Source organism: Reichenbachiella sp. (assembly GCF_039941815.1).
Taxonomy (GTDB): domain Bacteria; phylum Bacteroidota; class Bacteroidia; order Cytophagales; family Cyclobacteriaceae; genus Reichenbachiella.
Window position 1 is genome coordinate 280,521 of the sequence record NZ_JBDVDW010000062.1, and the last position, 22,710, is coordinate 303,230.

The following is a 22,710-nucleotide window of genomic DNA, read 5'->3' on the forward strand; positions in this document are numbered from 1 at the left end:
CTTATATGATTGACTTTTTCTTAAACACTTTATTCAAATTGCTGGTGATCGTAAAGTAACTACGTCCGCTATCTACATGATAGGTCGTCAGTGTATAGGCCAGTTCAAAGGCTTTGATTCTAAACATCAGTCCCATAGATATCCCCGACAATCCAGATTTTTCACTCAGTTTCAACTCATTTCTGACCTGATGGTTATAACCTAGTCTAATATTAAAATTTCGACTAAAGAGGATCTCAGTCCCAATATTTAAATGGCTAAATATCTTATCCCCAATGCCTGCCGCTTTCTCATTGGCATCAAATAGCTGAGCATTGTAGACCTGATTCGGATTAAAAAGATTGTGTCCGGTAAACGTAAATCTAAAGGGCATGTGCTCGGGTTTGAAGGTAATGCCGATCTGCAAATCTGTAGGCAGGCTGGATTCTGACGATGCAGTAAAATCAGAAAGCACAAACCCAAGATTTTTAAAAAGGACAGATACCATAAATTCTTTTTCCGGATGTCTAAAAACACCGCCTATGTCCATTGCAAACGCTGAAGAGCTATAGGTGTAAATATTGGAGTTGATAAATTTTAGATTAATTCCCATTTTAAACACACTTACCTGATGGCTGTGAGATATAACTACAGCCGTTTCGTTGGCATTAAAACTGCCTATTGCCACACCCGAAGGGTCATAACTATCTATTGAACCATAACCCAAATGCTGTATTCCTAGTCCAAAGGTGCCTGCTTTTTTAAAGGTTTTCGCATAGGCCAGGGAACTATACTTTACGTCAGCGTAGAATCCCATATAGCTAAGAGATACATGGTTGTCGTCAGCCGAATCGAGTAGAGCCGGATTAGAAATAAATAAGTTGACGTCGTAGTCTGTAGAAGAAATTGCTGACCCACCCAAACTTGCCACTCGTGCCCCTGCAGGAATATTCAAAAACTTAAATGAATTGTCAAGTTGCGCAAACAACAGCCCTGCTTGTATCCAGATAAGAATAACAATGGCAGGTTTCTTCATATTAATAATTTTTATGGCTGATGCAAATACTGAACTATGCTTCCTTCTTCTCGAAAGTCACCAACTTCAGCGCATTTTTCACCTTCTGTGGTAATAATGCTACTTCTAACACCTGATTGACTGTTTCCGCAAAGTGAAACTCAAGCCCTTTGAGATACCTTTCATCGATTTCATCAATATCGTTTTTATTCTTCTGACAAAGAATAATTTCCTTGATACCAGCTCTCTTGGCGGCTAATATTTTCTCCTTTATGCCGCCTACAGGTAGCACTTTTCCCCGAAGGGTAATCTCACCTGTCATGGCTAACTTTTGCTTCACCTTGCGCTGAGTGAAAACTGACGCTAATGATGTGAGCATGGTAATACCAGCCGATGGCCCATCTTTTGGTACTGCTCCGGCCGGCACATGAACGTGAAGGTCGTAGTTATCAAAGATTCTATAGTCAAGATTAAGACTGTCTGCATTGGACTTGAGATAAGAAAGTGCAGTCATCGCGGATTCTTTCATGACATCGCCCAGTTGGCCTGATAAGGTGAGTTTGCCCTTACCTCGACTCAAACTTGATTCAATAAACAAAATTTCACCGCCGACCGAAGTCCACGCCAAACCTGTCACTACTCCTGCATGTGAATTGTCCTGATATAGCTCTTTGTCAAAGACTTCAGCACCAAGTATTCTGCGAATTTCCTCAGTTGTTATTTTCTTGGCATATTCATCTTCCATTGCGATAGACTTGGCGGCATCTCTTACCACCGCGCCTATTTTTCGTTCCAGATTTCTTACACCTGATTCTCGTGTATAATCATCAACCAGCTTTGCGAATGCTTTTTGATCCAAGGAGAGCTGATTAGATTTCATTCCATGCTCTTCCAGCTGCTTAGGCAGGAGATGCTTTTTAGCAATTTGAATCTTCTCTTCCAGGGTATAGCCAGTGATTTGAATGATTTCCATTCTGTCGCGCAAGGCTGGCTGGATAGTATCCAGAGAATTGGCGGTAGCAATAAACAAGACCTTTGAGAGATCGTACTCAACTTCAAGAAAGTTGTCCTTGAACGACTCATTTTGTTCGGGATCCAGTACTTCAAGCAGCGCGGAAGAAGGATCCCCTCTAAAGTCCGATGAAACTTTGTCTATCTCATCGAGAACAAAGACCGGATTAGAGGTCTTGGCCTTGTTTATATTTTGGATCACTTTGCCAGGCATGGCTCCGATATAGGTCTTTCTATGACCTCTGATTTCGGCTTCATCATGTACTCCACCAAGAGACATTCTGACATATTCTCTGTTCAATGCTTTTGCTATGGACTTACCCAAAGAGGTTTTCCCTACTCCCGGAGGTCCAAACAGGCAAAGTATTGGTCCTCTCAGGTCATTTTTCAGTTTTCTTACAGCCAGATATTCTATAATTCTGTCCTTTACTTTTTCAAGTCCAAAGTGATCCTTGTCCAGAATCTTTTTTGCCCTCTTTAGGTCAAAATTGTCCTCGGATATATCATTCCAAGGCAATTCGATGAGCAATTCTGCATAGTTCATAGCGACAGGATATTCCGCCGCCATCGGGTTCATTCGCTCTATTTTGCTCAGTTCCTTGTCAAAATGCTGTGCTACTTCTTCTGGCCAATTCTTTGTTAGTCCCTTGGATCGAAGTTCGTCCACTTCTTGTTCGACACCACCATGCCCAAGTTCATCTTGCAGGACTTTCATCTGCTGACGCAAATAGTAGTCACGTTGCTGCTGATCAATGTCGGTATTTACTTTATTATGGATTTCGTGCTTAAGCTCAAGTACCTGAATGTCTTTGAGCATATATTTTAATAGTGCCTCTGCTCTTTTGTTGCCGTCGTTGATCTCAAGCAATTTTTGTTTATCCTTTACTTCAGAATTGATGTTTGAAGATAGAAAATGAGTCAAAAACTTATAACTATTGATGTTTTCCAAGGCAACCTGCGCCTCTTTAGGAATTTCCGGATTAAGCTTTAATATTTTCTTGGCAGCATCCTTCAGAGAATAAATGATGGCTACAGTTTCCTTATTTTCGTCCTCTACGAAGTTCTCATCCAGTAGATTCACTTTGGCTGTCAGATACGGATTCTCCTGCACGACTTGCTGAATCTCCATGCGACTCTTGCCTTGAATAATGATGGTAGTATTTCCATCAGGCAGCACGAGCATTTTTAGTATTTTGGCAACAGTACCAACCTTATATATTTCTTTTTCGCCCGGATCTTCTGCCTCAGAATTTTTCTGAGCGGCCACTCCGATGATTTTATTCGTACGGTAGGCTTTCTTCACCAATCGGATCGACTTCTGTCTTCCAACGGTGATTGGAATCACCACACCTGGAAAAAGGACGGCATTTTTTAGTGGAAGTATTGGCAAATCGTCAGGTAAATCCTTCGGGTCGAGTTCATCGTCTTCACCTGTCAGATCAAGTGGGATGAGTTCTTCGGCATCTTCATCTGCCAATTCTGAAAAAAGATAAGAATTATAAAAATTATTCAACTCCATAGACTATTCAAGCAAGGCTGTCATATTGGCACAAATGCAATAGGACAACCGCAATATTTTTTAGGCTTACATAAATTACAATGAGCATGCCAAAGTAAGTATATTTATTCGCAGCTTTAATTCGTTATCCAAGTTGTCTGCACTAAATTTGAAAAACGCAGTGCGATCCTACGATTTCTTAAGATAGCTGATGTGGTTGTAACGAAAAAGGAATTTTCATTGATAAACTTCTCATTCAAAAATATCTTTTTATTTCTCCTCTTTTCCATTTTGATATCCCATACCTCGAATGGGCAATTTCTGGGCAAGAAGAAGGAAAGTACGGCTGTTTTGCAAGTAGATACCCTCGGCACTGAAGGTCAATTTAGCGTCTACAATTTCAAAAATATCAACGTCATCAATGAATATTATGACAAAGGTAAGATGCAGCATATCAAAAAACTTGAGGCAGAAAAGAGATGGTCAGAACTCTACCCGGCGTTGCAAGAATATGTCATGCAGTTTGGGATTAGAAATTTTTACATTGACACTTACTGGATATGGAGACTGGCCAAATTGACAGAGATATATGGCACAGAAGAAGAGGCGCGTTCGCTATACAAACTCTCCTTGAGACATCATCATCAAGACATAGATGTTAGAGAAATTGAGCTATACTATGATTCATTGAATACCCAAGAGGTGGACAATTTTGTACCGTTGGATTATTACTACAAATTGGTAGAACACAGAAAGGCGATTGATACCATCCGCCCACCACGTGGGGTTCTTCTGAATATGGGCAGGAAAATCAATTCGCGACAGGCTGACTATGCTCCTACATTGGGTATGAATAATGAGATCATGATTTTCACCTCCAAGCGAAATGAGCAATTGCAAGGGTTGAGATATCGAAAAAATGAAGACCTGTTTATCTCTACAAAAAAAGATGGGTATTGGGATTTAAGTACTGACCTGAGAGAGATAAACACTCAATATAATGAAGGCTCGGCTTGTATCTCCAAGGATGGAAGGACGCTGTATTTCTCACGTTGTGAGTCTCCCGGCTCTATGGGTAACTGCGACATTTTTGTCGCTAAACTCAATGAAGATAGTGTCTGGACTGATATAGAAAATATTGGCTTTTCGGTGAATAGTGTGAGCTGGGATTCACATCCAAGTTTATCTCACACAGAAGATACTCTATACTTTGCCTCCGATCGAATTGGGGGATTTGGGCTTTCTGATATTTATTTTACCTACAAAAATGAAAAAGGAGCCTGGATGCCGGCACAGAACCTGGGGCCGGTAGTAAATACTCGTAAAAACGAGGTTAGCCCTTTTTATCACCCTAATCATGAGGTTCTATTTTTTAGTTCTAATGGCCAGTTATTCAAATTTGGAGAATTCGACATTTATAAGACTTATCACCAAAATGATCAATGGAGCGAACCCATCAATATTGGTCCATTGGTCAATGGACGAGGAAGCGAGTTTTACTTTTCGATTGACTCAGAATCCAAGGATCTCTTCTATTCAAGGTCGGCTACAAGAGACTTAAATATGCTCGATTTATATTCTTTTCCCTTACCAATGGAAGCGCAACCCGAAGCACTCACTCAAATATCAGGTTCGTTGACAGACTCTCTGACCGGCAAGCCATTCACTGGAATCGTCTCTGTCATAGATCTCGATGAAGGTACCGCAGTGGCTCCTAAATATCTAAAATCGGACGGGAGTTTTGAGTTCGACTTGATCAATCATAGAAACTATTTGCTCATTATCCAGGGTGACGAGTATTTCAGAATCGAAGAAATGTTTTACCTCGATGGTCCTGTTCAGTTTCATGAGGTGACGGAGCCAATTGCGAGTAAGGTAAAGTTTGAGTCTATTGAGTTTGATGCTGGCAAGGCCAATCTAAAGGTGGAAATGTATGGTGATTTGAACAAGATCATCAATTTCATGTACGACAACCCGGATTTTTACTTACGCATATCAGGCCATACGGATAAGTATGGATCAAAAGACCTCAACCTTCAGCTTTCTAAAGATCGGGCACAGACGATTAGAGATTACATTGTGATATTCGGAGGAGTAGGCTCTAATCGTGTCGAGTACAATGGATACGGTAGCAGCCAACCGATAGTGGAGGAGGTGACTGAAGAAGATCGCAAACTAAACCGTCGGGTAGAATTTGAGATCTACCGTCCTGCCATTGTCAAAGAACAGAATATAGACAGTCAGTTCGAAGATCAATAATCAACCAATCGCCATTTTTTAATCTCCAAGTCCCAAACTTTTCATGTAGGCAGAATTGTCAGAAGGTCTCCCCAGAAACTCTTCTACAGCTTCTACCACATCGCGCTGCGTGCCATTGGCCAGAATAAGTTTTCTATATCTCTTGCCTGTCTCCTGATCCCGCATGCCATTCTTCTCGAATACACTAAACATGTCTTGCGCATAGACATCTGACCACAGATAACCATACATGTATACCGGATGGGTATTGATATGAATCCAGCTGGACTGTGGATGTGTACCTTCTACAAACGAATCCATCAAACCCATCTCTTTATCAATTTTTCTCCAGATATCATCAGTAGGTATTTTGTTGGCCGGATCGTATAGGTCATAGAGGTTCAAATCATAAATACATCTACGCAGGCTTCCGATTGCATAGAGACCAGAAGAGATGTTTTTTGCTCTGACCATGTTATCGAATAGTTCTTTTGGCAGGACTTCTCCGGTTTCATAGTGTGTGGCAAACGAGCTCAAGGTCTCATAATCCCAGATCCAGTTTTCAAATATTTGTGACATGGCTTCTGCGAAATCTGACTTCGAATCGGCTTGTAGTGCAAATTCTCCTTCATAAGACATCCCATCTACAATATGGCCAAATTCATGAAACAAGGTACTCAACTCACCATGACTCAATAGTGAAGGCAAACTTTCTGTGGGGCGTGTAAAATTGCCCAGAAGCATGGAAACCGGGACTTCATAGCCATTTTCTTTTTGTTTTCCATCTGCGATAGGCACTCCATAGAACCAGGACTCTTTATTAGGCCTGGGATATAGATCGAGATAGAATCTGCCTTTCAATTTATCATTCTCAAATACTTCATACATCTCTACCTCTTCATGCCAAACAGATCCGTTTTCTACTTTTCTAAACTCCAGGTCCAACAAGTCTTGATATAGCGCGAACATCCCAGCCAGGCATTTGTCCATGCTCAGATATCCTCGGATTTTTTCCGAGTCCACATTGTATTCTGTTTTCAAAAGTTCGTTTCTATAGTATGAAATATCCCATACATCGAGTCCAGGGTTGGTCTGATTCGTATCTTTTAAATTTTGAGCAGCGAGTAGCTCTAAGTCCATTTTTGCCTTTTCTTTTGTTGCATCTACCAGATTATTGATGAAGTCCCATACGGTTTCTGGATTTTTAGCCATTTTGGGAGTGAGATTATAGGCTGCGTAGGTATCATATCCCATCAGCTGTGCCAGCTCATATCTTTTCTGTACCAGCGTATCGAGAATATCCAGATTTTTGTCTGCCGCCCGATTGTTGAACTTCATATAGTACGCTCGTCTTGTCGATTCAGATGAGGCATTTTTCATCACAGGCCCTCTCGTCGCATTAATGATAGGCACCTCATAGACACCTTCACTTGTAGCATAGGTATTCTTGAAATTTTTTGGTAACCCTTTAGCGCCTGCTTCATCCAGAGTTAATATCTCACTAGACGAATTCATATTATTGGAATACCTGGCGGTGAGATCATTAATATCCTTGTTGAGTCTTTTGTATGTGGCAAGGTCTTCTGCATTTAAATTCACTCCGGACCTTTTGAAGCTATCTATAAGATCATCAACCAGATTCTTTTTTTTCTGCTCTAGTGATTCATATTTTTCTGATTGGCTAAAGGAAACCATTTGATCATAAAGTGCTTTGTTAGAATAAATCATGGTAAACAGTGAGTCGACCTTTTTATATCCTGCCAATCCTTTGACTCTGGTGAGTGAATCGGGTGAAACCCAATAAAGCATAAAACAATTGTTGGATGCCTTGGTGAGCTGATTGTTGATATCATCCATAGCTGCGAATACATTATCAAATGTGGGTGACACTACTTTGGCGATTTTTTCCATATCGTCGGCAGCCTCTTCTAATGTACTCAGGGCGTATTTTTCCAAGTCGTCCGCAGTAGCATTTGCATAATCTACAGGCTCATTAAGAGAGCCAACAAATGGATTTGTGTTCGTTTCAGGTTTTTCATCAGCTGGCTGGCAAGAGTAAATAGCAACTGCCAGCAAAAGGGGAAGGAAGAATTTCATTTTTCGGGGTCTAATGAGTAGAAAAGTTAGAATCAATACAGTTCTTTGACTTTAAGAACATACAATTTAGTACCATTCCAGAAAAATCACCGCTTGTTTGGGGCAATATTCTTGTTGGTTTCCATCAGTGGTTCAAAACTTGCGAGGTCTACAGGCTTGAGTACTGGGGTACTACTGGCAGGGTTTTTTAACAATCCTGACTGAGGCCTAATGGGTCTTTTTTCAAACCCTCCACCACAATTTGGACAGACATTATGCAACACTTCATTGACACAAGATACACAGTACGTGCATTCATAGCTACAGATCATAGCTTCGGTGCTATTGGCATGCAAGGGCTTGTTACAGTTTTCGCAATTGGGTCGAATTTCTAACATAATTATCTTTTGGGGAAGTTGACTATTTATAACTAAGATATTTAAAAATGTTCGGCTAGCCCAATCGATAGATTTAGACTAGCCGATACATAAAGTTCATCAGGGAAGTAGCTGAATCAAAATCCAACTTTTAAAGATGCGTATAGATTACGTCCAGGGCGTAATACTCCGCCCCAGTCCAGGTGCTCACGATAGTTGATATCCAACAAGTTTTCTATACCCATTGAAAAGTCTAGGTTTATACGGTCCAGGTCCCATTTTTTGCTTGCTCTTAGGTGCAAAAGCTGATATGCTGCAGTAGCTCGCTCGCCTGTTTCCGGACTTACCCTATTCTGAGCTAGCGCCCATTCTCCTTCGGCTTGAATTTTAATACCCCTCACAGTTGTGACTAAGGTCAAATTATTTTTCAAAGGTGGGATCAATGGGAGTGCTTGGCCATTGCCATCAGTGGCATATGTCGCTTTCAGACTATAGAGCATTTGTAGATTCTTCCATGGACTATAAAGAACTCTGGCATCAAAACCAGAAAAAGTAACTCCATCTATATTGGTATACACTTTTGTGCCTTGAGCACCTATAGTCATGGCATCTAAGCTTCCATCAATGTATCCGATGATATAATCATCAAACCAATAGTGAAATCCACTCACATCAAATTCCAATTTATCGCCAGGCTGATACTTCACCGAGGCTGTCAATTGTGTTGACTTTTCTTTTAGAATATCCGGGCTACCAACATAATCGAATCCATCAAAATTATTATAAAGATAAAACCCAAAAACCTCAGATACGGAAGGTAACCTTTCACCATAGTTGATACCCAGCTGTCCCGTCCATTGCTTACTCCACGAATATTTCAGATTCAATCCTGAATTCAATACCATTTGATTTATTTCGAAATCTGCCTGCTCAAAACCGAAAACTGTAAACTGATTTCTTCCCATTTCGCTCTTCATTTGGGTGATTGCATGTTCTGCTCGGAAGCTGAAGGTAGCAGCGAGCTGAGTCAGCGCTTGCCACCGATCTGAGATATACCAACCGATATCATGTCGATATACGTCCGGCCATGTAAGCATAAACATGTCCAGCTCGTTGGGAATGAACATAGTCATCTCGGCATAAGCGTTGGTGGAGTATCCATCTAGCTTGGTTTGAATATAATGATTACCACGCTGCATGCTTACTTGGGCGAATCCACCATAGGTATGAGTTCTGCCTGGCATATCCATTCTTACGGGTACATCGATCCGTTTAGAATCGTCCATCAGGTGATCGACTTTGTTGGCATAGGCCTTGAGTTCGATCTGTTGTATCCATGAAGTAGGATTGAATATAGTGTAGTTGACAGCTCCTATTTTGGCTTTAGCATATGCTACATCCATTGGTAATCCGGGATATCCAATATCTCGAGCATCATCCAACAAAAGGTCAAACCCTAAAAGATTTTCTCCAGGAGTTCTGAATGTACCACTCAATGAGTAATTGAGTTTTTTATAGCCGGAATAATAGACTTCTTGCCCCGTACCATCTGTGTAGTCTTGATAGCTACGCCATCCGGCATTCATACGAATGGCAAATCTATCACGGCCATAGGTAAAGGCTGCAGACTGGCTTACGCCCTGTGATACGGATTCATATCGTGAATTTAGGCTGCCGCTTAATGTAGAATTAAACTTTGGTCGCTTGAGCTTAAAATCCACTGCTCCTCCGACCGTGCTGCCATGGGCACTTCCTCCACCTCCTTTTTCAATGACAATACTCTCAAGATTATTAGGCTCTACGTAGGAGGAAACGGGATCCATTTTGTCAGTACAGGCTCCAAACATTCGCATTCCGTCAATAGACACATTGATCTGACCACTGCTCAACCCATTTATCGTGGGTTCCCATGCATAATTTCCGCGGCGAATCATGGAGATCCCAGACAGACGAGATAGCACTTCTTCTGTACTATTTAATGGATTGTTTTTGTAAAACCCGTAGGCTGCCGATTCGTTTTCGTTGCGCTTTCTTGAAAGCTCAACCTCATCGAGCAAGATTTCCATTCCTATATAGGTTTTGCTTTCTATGGAATCCAACCACGCTTCATGATCTTCCTGAGCAACACTGTCTAAACAAGCCGCCAGAAGTGCAAATATGATGATTGTTCGTTTCATGCCATTGGTTTTGAAATTAGCCAGATACATGAAGTACCTGGCTCTGTTAGTTTTAACCCACTCAAAGATTCACCGTAAAGGCTGTTTCTACGACGGTATTCTCTCCATCTTTTATGGTGACATTGATCACCCACTCTCCAGTCATAGTAAAGTTGACTGTTCCCAAATAATGTCCCATGGCATCATGCACAGGATTTTCATTGTTGGGTGAGCCGTGCCCCATGGCTGGCATCTCTGGCTCGATTTCTACGGTCAAGTTTTTCACCGCAGGCCAGCTCATCATAGTTTCTCGCTGATGAATGGTCAGTTCAAGATCATTGCTCCCGACTTCAAAAGCTTCAGGATTGACCAGGGAAATAAAAAGATCTCCGTCTTCATGAGCAATAGAGGTCATTTTAGTCACTTCTGGCAAATCGACTGTAATGGGTAATGTCGCCACACCCTGGAATTCGCTATCCAATTCGATAACGTCAATGTTTAAAACCCAGCTACCGGCAGTTGATGGCATGACAAATACTGTCCCATACTCCTGCAGCATATGTGCACTGTGGTCGTGCTCATGCTCCTCGTAGGGCACGCTATGCATCATACCAGACTCGTTCATCGTCATCATGGGCACCAGGCTCAGGTGCGCATTTTCCATCCACACTCCATCTGCGTCGTAAAGACCCATGTAGTAATGATTATATCCGACTTCCAGACTTTTGCCTTCTTCGAGATACATGATTATTTCGTATTCTGAATCAGGCACACTTACAGTAGCTACCTGTACCAAACCGTCGGAAGGGTCCATGTGATCATCATTGTCCGAACATGCTTGTCCTATTGCCAAAACGGCTATAAATAATATTTTATGAATTGTTTTCATCGCTTTTATTGATATACACTGGTCACGTCAAGACACCAGTATTGTATTTTGAATTAAATAGGTATTCTCTTATAAAAAGAGGAGATATGTGCTTTCCCTAAGAATCAATTCTCAGTTGAGAATAGTAAGGAAAACAAGGAAATTAAGCGATTGCGATGGGTGGATGAAAAATCCCGGCGAGATATCCGCTATTTATTGAATTGTCCTGGTAATTCTCAATAAGGGAGAAACCAGATTTTGAAAAGACAAATTTTGTCAGTTCATGCACATTCATAACCTCAAGTTTGCTCAGTTGAGTAAGCTGCTTGGTTTGATGATCTGCATTGTTATGCGATTGTTTCTTTAGCTTTTGCATCAAAAAACATTTTCCCTGGCAGTCCAATTCAGGACGGTCCTGGTTTTCGCATAAATATGCTGCTATGTAGTCTTTGTTCATCGCAAAGTCAACAACAGTCCACATACATACAATGGGCTTGTACATCATGACTGAAATGAGCAATATGCTTACTATCCTAAGCGGCATAAAGCAAATGTAAGTAAGTCTAGCATTTGAATTATGATAGAAGTCATAGTTTTCTATGAAATTGGTCAAGAGTCTCTAAATGTTTACTTTCACGATTGCATAAACAGTAATCAACGTACCAATGGCTCTATCTGAAAAACAAGAATACTTCCGAAAAAGAATGCTGAACGCATGGCTTTTTAGGTTTTTCCTTTTTCTCCGACTTCCAATGGGCTGGGCCACTGGCATGAAGGTCATAGCATTGGAGACTGACAGAGCAGCGACTACTGTAGCTCACCGCTGGCTCAATCAGAACCCATTCAAGTCTATGTATTTCGCTGTGATGGCCATGGCTGCAGAGCTTTCTACCGGGGCACTGGCACTACTGGCTATCGAAGGAATAAAGCCTTCTGTGGCATCCATTATTGTGAATATGGACGGTGAGTTTATTAAACGCGCTACCTCAAGGGTGAAATTTACTTGTGAGGATGGCAAAGCTGTATTTGATGCAGTAGAGCGATGTCTGGTCACTGGCGAATCAGAGGTTGTTAAAATGCGAACGGTTGGGCGGACTTCGGATGGAACGGAAGTAGCCATTTTTCACTTCACTTGGTCATTCAAGCAAAGAGGGAATAAAAAGTGATTTATAGCCGCTTTGTTTAACTAATTTAATCCCCAAACAATTCTCCAGTATAATCTTCCACTAGCCCCAATACGTCCTCGAAAAAATGCTCAAAATAAGAGAAGGCATCTTCCTTGGATTCATCTTTGAAAATCAAATAGAGTTCATCTTCACTTTGATTAAATTCTACATCGGCTACTTTGAAATTGTTGATCAAAATATCAAGGTCCATCAGCTCATTGATTTGCGATTCGGAGGGATCGTCAAGACTCAGAATAGTAGCTAGGTCTGACATGGTCACAATAGACATGTGCTGCAGTCTGACTTCAACTGTAAGGCTCTCTACATCTTCTTCTATATTAATATTTTCAAAATCGTCGTGCGCCAGTTCTACTTCAAGCCCAACTCCAAAAGAGCATCCATCATCACCAGATATATTTAAGTCGGCAGCGTAATTATTCTTATCTCCCTTTTCTACTACCACATGTATCGTGGTAGGATTGATATATACTTCAATGTCTACTTTGGTAGGAATGGGTAGTTCGCCTTTACCATACACAATGTCGTTGATGAAAATGCCCATAAGCTCTGTGCCATCCACTGTCAAGCTAAGTGCGGCTGAAGTTGGCAAATGATAGGTATCCCCATCATAGCTAATATCTTCCTCTGCATAGTTGTCCAAAATTAGGCTTGCATTATTTGAAGAGGATTTCTCACTGGAGGGAAACTGTAGTTCTAACCTCGTCTTCGAGGTGCTGGTCTGCTCCCAGGTACTATCTGAATCATTGAATTCGTAAACTCCACCGATATCGTTTAGATAAAGACCCAAGCCATCTCCTTCTTCTAGATTATCAAATAGGTCGGAGGATAAGTTTTCCATAATGGCATCTATCCATACTACCTCTCCAAATTCACCATCGGAAAAGGAAAGCATATCTTCCATGATCAAATCCAAGCCATCTCCATTTTTCAAGCTTCTGATACAATTGAAGGTCATATCAAGAGCACTATCGATGTGTTCCTGATCTTCAGCCACAAGGGTCTCATCACAGCTGTCGCCTATACCATCTCCATCAAAATCCGCTTGGTCTGGGTTGGCCACGTCCGGGCAATTGTCAAGAAAGTTCAACACGCCGTCACCGTCTTCGTCTCCTTCGCAGGCATCTCCTATTCCATCATCGTTGGCATCCGCTTGATCAGCATTAGGGGTGGTGGGACAGTTGTCCAGATCATCGATGACTCCATCTTCGTCAGTATCGTCTTCACAGGCATCTCCTATTCCATCGCCGTCGTCATCGGCCTGATCACTGTTGGGAATATCAGGACAGATATCTATAGCATTAGCTACACCATCTCCATCATCATCAGGTTCTTCTTCTTTTTCGTGAATACAGGACTGTATTATTAGCACTGAGCATATCAGATAAATGCCCCAGCGCAGGGTAAATTGTAAGGGTTGCTTCATTGTTCCTTGCCGTTTATCAATGCTGGTTTAGTAAATATAATTATTTCAACAATAAATTATATTATATCAGCGGATTAAATGTTTTTTAAGAGCTTATTACCTTTTGAGTCTTTGATGTCGGATTCGAGTTGCTGGAGAGATTTTTCAATGGATAGTAAGCTCTTTACTTTGGACTCGTGTAATTTTCGTTCGCCATCTTCTTCAAGTTTTTTTATAACAAGGTTGATATCTATTTGGTTAATATCAAGGGCAGGCAGATAGACGTAGTTTACACCTTCACTAGCAAGTGTTCTTGCAAGAACACCTGCATTAACGAGTCTATTGACAGCATTACTTACGAATCTATGCGGTATTTGGAGGTCTAGTGATAGTCCTCTTTTGGTCCAGGGTTTCTCGTCTTTTTCGAAGGATTTCACTATAGTGTTTACAATAAGTAGCGCTATTTTCTTTTTTTCAGCTGTACTAAATTTGACATCTTTCTCATCTGGTATGTACTCATCGACTTTTTGAATCGCAAAGGAGAGTTCTCCACCTATACAGACGATAACCCAGCTCAGCTGGCTAAAAATGAAAAACAATGGAATGACTGCCAATCCACCATATATTGCCCCATAGTTGCTCATCAAAAAGGAGAAGGTTATGAACCCCTGCTGCACAATTTGAAAGAGAGTCCCTGCGACTATACCCGCTACTAATCCATTAGTGAATTTCACTTTGGTGTTGGGCATGATGACATAGATCATGGTGAATAGGAGCCAAATAAGAACAAAGGGTGACAATTGGACTAAAAATGCTGCCAATGGGGTGACATAGGCTTCGATTTCGCCTGTTTGTCCAATTTTATACAATTGTTGTTCTACGAAGATCGTCACTCCGCTGGACAGGATAATGAGTATTGGAGAAATTACAATCAGCGCCAGATAATCTGTAAATTTTCTAATAATGTTTCTTGCTTTTTGCTTTCCCCAGATGTTATTGAATACATCTTCGATATTATTCAATAACTTCATCACGGTAAAAAAAAGGACGATTATAGATATGCCAATGATTAGGCCTCCCTTGTCATTGCTTAGCACGTTTTGCGCCATCCCAAAGATGGTATCTTTGACCACTTCTTGTCCGAAAAAAATCTTATCGAGTTCGTTTCGGATCAGATTTTCTATTCCAAAGCCTTTAGATACACCAAATATCATAGCTACAAGTGGTACTATGGAAAGAATAGTAAGATAGGTGAGTGCTGAGGCCTGAAGTACTATTTTATCTTTTTTAAACTCCTTCGCGGTAATGAGAAGAATCTTAAGTAGTTTGATTTTAAACCCTTTCCACCCTTCATACTCTGTTCTCCAGATTTCAGATTTTACAAACTCTGACGCCGCTTTTATCTGTTGTGAGATATTCATGTCAGCTTGAAGATAGCATATTCAGCTATTTTACTGAAGAGTTTTTGTCATAAAGAAAGCTTATGATTCCATCTTTCAATCCAACATCTGGGACTAAAATTTTCTTTGCACCGGCTTTTTTCATGATTGCAATATAAATCTCAGATGCTGGTATAATTACGTCAGCACGATCCTCATTGAGTTGAAGATTGACTATTCTTTCTTCGTAATTCATATTTTTCAATATTTCCAGCTCGTCCTCTAGCTTTGCTAAACCGATATATTTGCCTTTCTCTTTGTTGGTAAGTTCGTAGAGCTTTCGGATATTCCCCCCAGTACCGATGGCAATGAAATGACCATCTTTCCCTTTATGATCTTTGATCCATTCCATCATGGATTCCCAGGTACCAACTTGCTCAGAGTGTTTCAGAAGCCTTACCGTACCTATTGGGAACGACTTTGAGACGATTTTTTCTTCACCATGATATAGAGTCAACTCCGTACTACCCCCTCCTACGTCGATGTGTAGGTATTGTTCCTCTGGGTTAAGATTGAAGCTGATTACACGATTGATAAGTTCGGCTTCGAGGTCTCCGCTTATGATATTGATATCTAATCCGCATGAGGCCTTTACCGCTTGGACTAACGCATTGCCATTTTGTGCTTCTCTCATGGCCGAGGTGGCACAGGCGTAATACTCATCGACCCGATACAGATCAATCATGGCCTTGAAGGCATGCATAAGAATGACGAACTCTCTAAATTTTTTATCGCCAATTTCGGCGTTTTCAAAAACGTCGCTTCCTAATCTCAACGGAAATCTTATGTACTGTAGTTTTTTGAATATAGTCACCCCTTCATAGGTAATCGGGCGACTGATTTGAAGTCGCACGGCATTGGAGCCTATGTCAATTGCTGCTAATATCATTTAGTTCGTTTCTTGTCCTTGCCCCATTAAAAATGCTTTGATGTATACGTCAAGATCTCCATCCAAAACATTTTGTACGTCGGTTCTTTCGACTCCTGTTCTGGCATCTTTGATCAATTTATATGGGTGCAAAACATAGTTTCTAATTTGGCTGCCAAAGTCGATCTTCATCTTGCTACTTTCAATTTCATCACGTTTTTCGTTCCTTTTGTCCACCTCTATTTGGTATAGACGAGACTTGAGCATTTTCATTGCGTGTTCTTTGTTGGCAAGTTGTGATCGTTCGATAGAGCAGACAATCACGATTCCCGATGGTTTATGCGTGAGCTGAACCTTGGTTTCTACCTTGTTTACATTCTGCCCACCTGCTCCTCCAGATCTGGAGGTTTGCCATTCTATATCTCCGGGATTTATTTCAATTTCAATAGAATCATCAACTATTGGATAGACATATATTGAAACAAATGACGTATGTCGTCTTCCACCGGAATCAAAAGGCGAGATTCTCACCAATCTGTGAACACCAATTTCAGATTTGAGGTAGCCATATCCAAACTGGCCATCAAATTCCAGTGTGGCTGATTTCAACCCTGCTGTCTCTCCTCCCTGGTAATTGAGTTGCTTGACCGAAAAACCATTCTTCTCGCCCCACATGATATACATCCTCATGAGCATAGAAGCCCAATCTTGACTTTCTGTTCCTCCAGCTCCAGGGTTGATCTCCATCACAGCTCCTAGTTGGTCTTCCTCACCTCTTAGCATGCGTTTAAATTCTAGCTCTTCGAGGAGGGTAATAAATTTTTTGTATTCGGTGTCTACTTCCGACATTTCTACTTCATCGGCTTCATAGAACTCGTAAAGTGTCTCTAAATCTTCAAAAACACTATTGACTTTAGCAAAGCCATCAGTCCATACTTTCTTGGCCTTGATTTGCTTTAAGATGACTTCTGCTTGTTTAGGATCGTTCCAAAAATCTGCTTGCGCTGTAATTGACTCTTCCTCTTCTACTTCCTTTACTTTTATATCGTAGTCAAAGATAGCCCCGGAGATCACTCACTCGGGCCTTTGAATCTTTCAATTGATCTGATGTCATTAAAATTAGTTTATTTTGAACAGGGGCAAATTTATGAATCAATTCCCTTTATGCTCCTCAAATCCAATTTTTTTCATCTAAATATGATTAGTTTATTTTTCCTATATGGGTTAATTTTGCGCTCCGCCTTCACAGTATTACTACAAGAAATATAAATCTTTATGAAAGTTATTTTTGAAGCAGAAGATGCTATTTTTCAGTTCGATGAAGAAAATACAACCTTTCAGTTTGGTTGGAAAGGTACTGTCGGATTGGCATCAATGCAAAAGGTCATGCGAATGGCAGTAGGGATTGCACTAGAGTTAGAGCACGTGCATTGGTTGGTGGATCGCAGAGCCTTAGAAGGGTATTCTCCGGAATGCAGAATCTGGATCAAGAATGATTTTGTACAAAGTGAAGGAAAAGAAATGCTAGTCAAGATTGACAAGATTGCTGTTCTAGAATCCGAATCTCCTATGGCAACACTATCATCGAATGTCTTGGCTGAAACCATCAAAAAGGTGAACCCTTCTATAGAATCTAAAACATTTGATTATGTGCAGCCTGCCAGCAACTGGTTGGCTGGAATTATACCTGAACCCGTGGTAGAGAAGAAATCTGGTTTAAGGAATTTGTTTAGGAAAAAATAGCCTCGCCTCATAATCAGCAAGGCATAAAAAAACCATTTCGATTAGTACTACTAAAAGCGAAATGGTTTTTTTTATAATTGGATAACGAGATTATCCGATAGTAATTCTTTTGAATTCCGCAGCTGTCATGCCTTTGCTTACGCTATCAAGATACTGAGCGATATTCATACTACTGTCCTTTACGAAAGCCTGGCTAAGTAGTGTGTTTTCTTTGTAGAACTTATTCAGTTTACCCAAAGCAATTTTTTCAAGCATAGCCTCTGGCTTACCTTCTTGTCTTGCCTGATCTTTTCCAATTTCTATTTCTTTCTCTACAATGGTAGCATCTACACCATCCTTATCAACTGCGATAGGGTTCATTGCCGCTATTTGCATTCCTACATCTTTTCCAGCAGCTAATACATCAGCTCCACCAGTATTTTTCAAAGAAACCAGAACTCCCAATTTGTTACCTGCGTGAATATAAGGCACTACAGCTTCGCCTTCCATTACTTCATACGCTACAATATCAAGCTTTTCGCCTATTTTTCCGACAAGCTCTACTATTTTATCACCTAGAGTGATATCACCAGAAGGAAGCGCTTTGAGTGCTTCAGCATTTGCTGGCTTATTTGTAAATGCCGCGGTGGCCAATTCTTCTCCAAGAGCAACAAATTCTTCGTTTTTTGCTACGAAGTCTGTTTCACAAGAAAATGCAACTAAAACACCTACTGTGTTATCATCATTTGTCTTCACGATCACTATGCCTTCGTTAGTCTCTCTATCTGCTCTGGAAGCAGACACTTTTTGACCTTTTTTTCTTAGTATTTCGATTGCTTTATCGAAATCACCTTCAGCTTCAACTAAAGCTTTTTTACAGTCCATCATACCGGCTCCAGTCATTTGACGAAGCTTGTTTACATCTTGTGCAGTAATTGCCATTATTAATGTATTTTTTGTATTTAAAATCGATTTAAACAAAAATTGAACACCGAGTGATCAATGTTCAATTTTTAAATATTATAAGCGAATACTTACGGAGTAATTATTCTGCTGTTTCTGATTTTTCATCGGCTGACGCTTTAGCCATTGCCTCTTCCTGATCTTTCTTCTCGTCTCTTTCTTTCTTTCTTTCAGTAAGAGCTTCTTCCATTTCTTTACCAATGTGGTTCACGATCAATTGTATTGATTTGAACGCATCATCATTTGAAGGAATAGGGAAGTCTACCTGGTTTGGATCAGAGTTTGTATCAACCATTGCGAATACAGGAATGTTCAATTTCTGTGCTTCTTTAATCGCAATATGCTCTCTTTTAATATCCACTACAAAGAGTGCCGCCGGCAATCTTGTCAAGTCAGCAATTCCACCAAGAACTCTTTCAAGCTTGATTTTCTCACGGCTGATCATCAACCTTTCTCTTTTCGCGAGGTTTTTATAGGTATCTTCTTTGAGCATCTTCTCCATGGAAGACATCTTCTTCAAAGACTTTCTAATTGTCGCAAAGTTAGTCAGCATACCACCCAACCATCTATCGGTTACGTATGGCATTCTTAATCTTTTTGCTTCCTCAGTAACGATTTCACGAGCTTGCTTTTTTGTAGCAACGAACATTACTTTTCGTCCTGATTTCACGATCTGCTTGAGTGCATTTGATGCTTCTTCGAGGCATTCAAGCGATTTGTATAGATCTATAATATGGATACCATTCTTCTCCATGAAGATGTAAGGTGCCATACGTGGATCCCACTTTCTCGTCAAGTGTCCGAAGTGAACACCAGCATCAAGTAAGTCTTTGTGCTCTAATTTGGCCATTAAGTTTACTTATATAAAATTGAATAATATTAACGCTTACTGAACTGGAACGCTCTTCTTGCTTTTCTTCTACCTGGCTTCTTACGTTCAACCATTCTTGGATCTCTTGTCATGAAACCCTCTTTCTTAAGTGCTGGTCTGTGCTCAGGATTAACTTCTACCAATGCTCTTGATATAGCTAACCTTATCGCCTCAGCCTGACCTTTGTAGCCACCGCCACCAACATTCACTTTGAAATCAAAGTTGCCATCTTCTTCAACCAAAACTAATGGCTGCTTTACAATGGTTTGATAAATTTCAAATGGGAAATATTCTTTCAACTCCCTATTGTTAATCTTCACTTCACCTTTTCCAGGTGTCATAAACAATCTGGCTACAGATGTTTTTCTTCTTCCAATGGTGTTTGTTACTTCCATCTAGATTATAGTTTTATCTCTTTAGGACTTTGAGCTTCGTGCTTGTGCTCTGTTCCTTCATACACATACAAATTTCCGAACAAAGCTCTTCCCAGTCTGTTTTTAGGAAGCATTCCTCGTACAGCTCTTTCAACAAGAATAGTGGATGATTTAGCCAATACCTCATTTGGAGTCTGTTCTCTTTGGCCTCCCGGGTATCCAGTGTGAGAGATATATTTCTTATCTGTCCACTTTTTCCCAGTCATTTTCACCTTATCAGAATTGATAACAACTACGTTATCTCCACAGTCGGTATTAGGTGTAAAACCCGGCTTGTGCTTTCCTCTTATCATCTTAGCCACTTCACTGGCTAATCGTCCCAATACTTTTCCGTCAGCATCTACAACTACCCAGTTTTTACTGGCAGTTGCTTTGTTGGTCATCGCTGTTTTATAACTTATTGAATCCACTGTTTTTATCGATTTTTTCTAGTCAAAATCCTACTCCCCTCAAAAAGGGACACAAAAATAGAAGTTTAATTTTTGAAATGCAAAGGATTATTAGAAATTAGAGACTCCTTCTTGCTCTGAGTAGCATTCTAGTCCTGAAAGCACCCATTAGACGGCTCTATGGGACCTAATTCTTTTTCATCTTGAATAAATTCAAGCACAAGAGCATCCGGATATCTGTCACGAATTTCTTTAAAGGTGGACACTCCCCATTTTCCGCGATTGTACTTTACCATGTTTTCATCCTTATACACACCAGACACGGCCTTGTCATTGATAGGCCACCATAAACTTTCAGAATTTCTATCCCAAAGGATGAAGCTCTCCTTTGCGTCATAAGCATTTGGATCTTGATATGTAAAACCGCTTACAGCAAAGGTAAGAGTCTTTCCGCAGTAGACTCTAGTATAAACAGATGCCAAATCAGCCAGAAAACAGTAGACTACCATAATGGGTTCGCCGTCTATGACTTCATTTACCGTTTCATGACGTCTGAGAATTTGAAAGGGATATACCTTTACAGTATTATTAAAACTTACAATGACCGCTCGTGAGGTGTCTGGATAGTTAGTGGTTGTTTCACTAAGTAATTCATAATCAGGATCTGTAAGTGCATAAAACGCTTCTCTACCTAATCCTTTCTTTAAATTACATGTGTTGAGGGTCCAATCGGTAATTTCAAAATGAGTGCTTGAATCCACTCCTCCCCATAAAAAGCTTTGATCCTCTTGTTCGTAATAAAGGCCCGAATCGATTACACGATTACTGCAGTCAGCTAAATTCTCGGGTTCTGGAGGAATATAGATTTCATCCACGCCCTCGCAGGCAACAAGCGTCAATAATGCTGTAATAATTATATATATGCTTTTACCGTTCATCTCCAAAACAACAAAGCTTGATTACCGATAGTTCAATTTTTGATATCCAAATATATACCTATTGTATAACTTGGTTGTACATACATGAGTCGCCCTGATGTAGTTTTTGCCATACTTATGGACACCCCCCATCTATCCGACATTTTAACGGCTATTTCAGGGGACATAATGACATATTCTGTATTGTTGGCTAGTAGGCCCTCAAAAAACAGATTGTCATCAACAGTGCCATTAAAAAGACTCTTAACACCAGTCACTTTCATTATAAAATTGAAACGACTTATTCCAACTCCTACCTCGAGGCCATATCGGAATTCATCTGAAAATCCCTTGGTCCGATTATTAAGACCAAGATTTAATGATAAATAGGGATAAAGTTTTCCAACGCCGAAGGATGTACTCATATCTAAGCTTAACATCTGATTGAATTCTCCATCACCGGTCTGCAATGATCCATCTGAACCTTTATTGATTTCGCCTAGAGGAAGGCCTAGTGTCAGGGATGCACTCATGGCTATCTGATCACCTGTTGGAAGTGCATATTTCACTCCAACATTAGTATCTCCAATAGAGGAGAAGGATTCTCCTGCAAGAAGAGTCATCCCATTAGCAGAGTTCCGCTGTTCAAACATGGTGGACTTGCTATAAAAAGGGAAGTAAAGGATAGCTGTTAACTTATCAGTGAACCCGTATTCTGCATAAAGGGAGGTGGTGCCAAAACTTCTGCTTCGGTCTGAGACTGTATTTCCATCTCTATCATAAAACTGATTGAAGACCACCCATTGTTGTCCAATCTTTAAATAGAGGTCTCTTTTACCTTGTGTCCAGCCTCCTCCAGCAAACCCCTTAAAGGCAATAATGATCAGAGACATTGCAATTAATACTTTCTTCATTTCAGGGAGTAAGATTTCAAATCAATTAACAAGAATTTCCTGACCAAAGTTTCAAACATAAAAAAACCACTCTGGAGACCAGAGTGGTTTTTAATATATTAATAAAGTCTATTAGACTTAGTTTACATCCCAGAATACAGGAGTACTTACTGCGTCACCACCGATTCTAGAACCAGCAGCTGTGTAGTTATCACCATTCAAAGTCGCTTCTCTCAAAGGATAAGTCATTCGAACAGGGATATTACCCATAGTCATTCCTGGAGGTGCGTTGAACCCTGTAAAGTCCATTCTTCTCCAAGTAGACCATCCTTCTAGCCCTTGGTTGTACAATGCCAACCAAAGCTGAGTTCCGATCTTCTGTCTCCATGTACCAGTAGCTGTAGCAT

At 40.5% G+C, this 22,710-nt stretch carries 20 protein-coding genes and 2 pseudogenes; 3 read left to right on the plus strand and 19 right to left on the minus strand.

Translation table 11 applies throughout. The annotated features are described in order from the left end of the window. Window position 1: 1 nt before the first annotated feature. Together porQ and lon are read right to left on the minus strand one after the other, a co-directional pair. The gene (gene porQ / locus ABJF11_RS16945; RefSeq protein ID WP_348121266.1) at window positions 2-1,015 is read right to left on the minus strand and encodes a type IX secretion system protein PorQ; all 1,014 of its coding nucleotides are present in this window, start codon (window positions 1,013-1,015) and stop codon (window positions 2-4) included. 34 nt (window positions 1,016-1,049) lie between these two features. Further along, complete coding sequence (gene lon / locus ABJF11_RS16950) at window positions 1,050-3,524, minus strand: endopeptidase La (protein WP_348121267.1); 2,475 nt, start codon at window positions 3,522-3,524, stop codon at window positions 1,050-1,052. Between the two features lie 192 nt (window positions 3,525-3,716). Between lon and ABJF11_RS16955 the strand changes: the two genes are divergently transcribed. Beyond that, window positions 3,717-5,762, plus strand: a complete 2,046-nt coding sequence (locus tag ABJF11_RS16955; RefSeq protein WP_348121268.1) for an OmpA family protein — start codon at window positions 3,717-3,719, stop codon at window positions 5,760-5,762. A gap of 18 nt (window positions 5,763-5,780) precedes the next feature. On the opposite strand, the gene ABJF11_RS16960 is transcribed toward ABJF11_RS16955, so the two are convergent. The 5 genes from ABJF11_RS16960 to ABJF11_RS16980 all read right to left on the minus strand — a co-directional run bounded on the left by ABJF11_RS16960 (window position 5,781) and on the right by ABJF11_RS16980 (window position 11,762). Continuing rightward, window positions 5,781-7,838 carry a M3 family metallopeptidase gene (locus ABJF11_RS16960; RefSeq protein WP_348121269.1) on the minus strand — a complete coding sequence of 686 codons (2,058 nt, stop codon included), beginning with the start codon at window positions 7,836-7,838 and terminating at the stop codon, window positions 5,781-5,783. An 86-nt stretch (window positions 7,839-7,924) separates the two neighbouring features. Then, on the minus strand, window positions 7,925-8,215 hold the full coding sequence (locus tag ABJF11_RS16965; RefSeq protein WP_348121270.1) for a DUF1272 domain-containing protein: 291 nt from the start codon (window positions 8,213-8,215) through the stop codon (window positions 7,925-7,927). Between the two features lie 116 nt (window positions 8,216-8,331). Beyond that, complete coding sequence (locus ABJF11_RS16970; RefSeq protein ID WP_348121271.1) at window positions 8,332-10,371, minus strand: TonB-dependent receptor plug domain-containing protein; 2,040 nt, start codon at window positions 10,369-10,371, stop codon at window positions 8,332-8,334. 61 nt (window positions 10,372-10,432) lie between these two features. After that, the gene (locus tag ABJF11_RS16975; RefSeq protein ID WP_348121272.1) at window positions 10,433-11,239 is read right to left on the minus strand and encodes a FixH family protein; all 807 of its coding nucleotides are present in this window, start codon (window positions 11,237-11,239) and stop codon (window positions 10,433-10,435) included. Between the two features lie 142 nt (window positions 11,240-11,381). Further along, window positions 11,382-11,762 (minus strand): hypothetical protein, encoded by a 381-nt coding sequence (locus ABJF11_RS16980; RefSeq protein WP_348121273.1) that lies wholly within the window; start codon window positions 11,760-11,762, stop codon window positions 11,382-11,384. A 121-nt stretch (window positions 11,763-11,883) separates the two neighbouring features. Between ABJF11_RS16980 and ABJF11_RS16985 the strand changes: the two genes are divergently transcribed. Next, window positions 11,884-12,384 (plus strand): DUF4442 domain-containing protein, encoded by a 501-nt coding sequence (locus tag ABJF11_RS16985; RefSeq protein WP_348121275.1) that lies wholly within the window; start codon window positions 11,884-11,886, stop codon window positions 12,382-12,384. Window positions 12,385-13,408: 1,024 nt separating this feature from the next. Here ABJF11_RS16985 and ABJF11_RS16990 read toward each other — a convergent pair. The 5 genes and pseudogenes from ABJF11_RS16990 to prfB form a co-directional block, all read right to left on the minus strand. Next, window positions 13,409-13,540 (minus strand): annotated as a pseudogene (locus ABJF11_RS16990) (thrombospondin type 3 repeat-containing protein); the annotation flags it as partial. Window positions 13,541-13,555: 15 nt separating this feature from the next. Continuing rightward, a pseudogene (locus ABJF11_RS16995) lies at window positions 13,556-13,828 on the minus strand (thrombospondin type 3 repeat-containing protein); the annotation flags it as partial. A gap of 74 nt (window positions 13,829-13,902) precedes the next feature. Then, window positions 13,903-15,228 (minus strand): YihY/virulence factor BrkB family protein, encoded by a 1,326-nt coding sequence (locus ABJF11_RS17000; protein WP_348121277.1) that lies wholly within the window; start codon window positions 15,226-15,228, stop codon window positions 13,903-13,905. 25 nt (window positions 15,229-15,253) lie between these two features. Continuing rightward, window positions 15,254-16,135: a phosphatase gene (locus ABJF11_RS17005; protein WP_348121278.1), complete on the minus strand. Its 882-nt coding sequence runs from the start codon at window positions 16,133-16,135 to the stop codon at window positions 15,254-15,256. Beyond that, window positions 16,136-17,228 (minus strand): peptide chain release factor 2 gene (gene prfB / locus ABJF11_RS17010; protein WP_348121279.1). Its coding sequence is split into 2 segments (ribosomal slippage): window positions 16,136-17,167 and window positions 17,169-17,228, totalling 1,092 coding nucleotides; the frame shifts between segments, so codons are not numbered across the junction. A 161-nt stretch (window positions 17,229-17,389) separates the two neighbouring features. On the opposite strand from prfB, the gene ABJF11_RS17015 reads away from it, so the two are divergent. Beyond that, a complete protein-coding gene (locus ABJF11_RS17015; protein ID WP_348121281.1) occupies window positions 17,390-17,857 on the plus strand; it encodes a hypothetical protein in 468 nt (155 codons plus the stop codon). A gap of 90 nt (window positions 17,858-17,947) precedes the next feature. On the opposite strand, the gene tsf is transcribed toward ABJF11_RS17015, so the two are convergent. From tsf to ABJF11_RS17050, 7 genes are all read right to left on the minus strand, one after another. Next, window positions 17,948-18,778 (minus strand): translation elongation factor Ts, encoded by an 831-nt coding sequence (gene tsf, locus ABJF11_RS17020; protein WP_348121282.1) that lies wholly within the window; start codon window positions 18,776-18,778, stop codon window positions 17,948-17,950. Between the two features lie 103 nt (window positions 18,779-18,881). Then, a complete protein-coding gene (gene rpsB, locus ABJF11_RS17025; RefSeq protein WP_348121283.1) occupies window positions 18,882-19,649 on the minus strand; it encodes a 30S ribosomal protein S2 in 768 nt (255 codons plus the stop codon). Window positions 19,650-19,678: 29 nt separating this feature from the next. Further along, on the minus strand, window positions 19,679-20,065 hold the full coding sequence (gene rpsI, locus ABJF11_RS17030) for a 30S ribosomal protein S9 (RefSeq protein ID WP_348121285.1): 387 nt from the start codon (window positions 20,063-20,065) through the stop codon (window positions 19,679-19,681). 5 nt (window positions 20,066-20,070) lie between these two features. Next, on the minus strand, window positions 20,071-20,514 hold the full coding sequence (gene rplM, locus ABJF11_RS17035; RefSeq protein WP_348121286.1) for a 50S ribosomal protein L13: 444 nt from the start codon (window positions 20,512-20,514) through the stop codon (window positions 20,071-20,073). 128 nt (window positions 20,515-20,642) lie between these two features. Beyond that, window positions 20,643-21,431 (minus strand): DUF3179 domain-containing (seleno)protein, encoded by a 789-nt coding sequence (locus tag ABJF11_RS17040; protein WP_348121287.1) that lies wholly within the window; start codon window positions 21,429-21,431, stop codon window positions 20,643-20,645. A 32-nt stretch (window positions 21,432-21,463) separates the two neighbouring features. After that, window positions 21,464-22,324, minus strand: coding sequence for a hypothetical protein (locus tag ABJF11_RS17045; protein ID WP_348121288.1), 861 nt, complete (start codon window positions 22,322-22,324; stop codon window positions 21,464-21,466). A gap of 117 nt (window positions 22,325-22,441) precedes the next feature. Continuing rightward, window positions 22,442-22,710 (minus strand): SusD/RagB family nutrient-binding outer membrane lipoprotein (locus tag ABJF11_RS17050; protein WP_348121289.1); only part of this gene is annotated, 269 nt, incomplete at its 5' end.

Coding starts and splice junctions, on each gene's coding strand:
- porQ (WP_348121266.1), bottom strand. CDS start 1,015: ATGAAGAAACCTGCCATTGTTATTCTTATCTGGATACAAGCAGGGCTG.
- lon (WP_348121267.1), bottom strand. CDS start 3,524: ATGGAGTTGAATAATTTTTATAATTCTTATCTTTTTTCAGAATTGGCA.
- ABJF11_RS16960 (WP_348121269.1), bottom strand. CDS start 7,838: ATGAAATTCTTCCTTCCCCTTTTGCTGGCAGTTGCTATTTACTCTTGC.
- ABJF11_RS16965 (WP_348121270.1), bottom strand. CDS start 8,215: ATGTTAGAAATTCGACCCAATTGCGAAAACTGTAACAAGCCCTTGCAT.
- ABJF11_RS16970 (WP_348121271.1), bottom strand. CDS start 10,371: ATGAAACGAACAATCATCATATTTGCACTTCTGGCGGCTTGTTTAGAC.
- ABJF11_RS16975 (WP_348121272.1), bottom strand. CDS start 11,239: ATGAAAACAATTCATAAAATATTATTTATAGCCGTTTTGGCAATAGGA.
- ABJF11_RS16980 (WP_348121273.1), bottom strand. CDS start 11,762: ATGCCGCTTAGGATAGTAAGCATATTGCTCATTTCAGTCATGATGTAC.
- ABJF11_RS16985 (WP_348121275.1), top strand. CDS start 11,884: ATGGCTCTATCTGAAAAACAAGAATACTTCCGAAAAAGAATGCTGAAC.
- ABJF11_RS17000 (WP_348121277.1), bottom strand. CDS start 15,228: ATGAATATCTCACAACAGATAAAAGCGGCGTCAGAGTTTGTAAAATCT.
- ABJF11_RS17005 (WP_348121278.1), bottom strand. CDS start 16,135: ATGATATTAGCAGCAATTGACATAGGCTCCAATGCCGTGCGACTTCAA.
- ABJF11_RS17015 (WP_348121281.1), top strand. CDS start 17,390: ATGAAAGTTATTTTTGAAGCAGAAGATGCTATTTTTCAGTTCGATGAA.
- tsf (WP_348121282.1), bottom strand. CDS start 18,778: ATGGCAATTACTGCACAAGATGTAAACAAGCTTCGTCAAATGACTGGA.
- rpsB (WP_348121283.1), bottom strand. CDS start 19,649: ATGGCCAAATTAGAGCACAAAGACTTACTTGATGCTGGTGTTCACTTC.
- rpsI (WP_348121285.1), bottom strand. CDS start 20,065: ATGGAAGTAACAAACACCATTGGAAGAAGAAAAACATCTGTAGCCAGA.
- ABJF11_RS17040 (WP_348121287.1), bottom strand. CDS start 21,431: ATGAACGGTAAAAGCATATATATAATTATTACAGCATTATTGACGCTT.
- ABJF11_RS17045 (WP_348121288.1), bottom strand. CDS start 22,324: ATGAAGAAAGTATTAATTGCAATGTCTCTGATCATTATTGCCTTTAAG.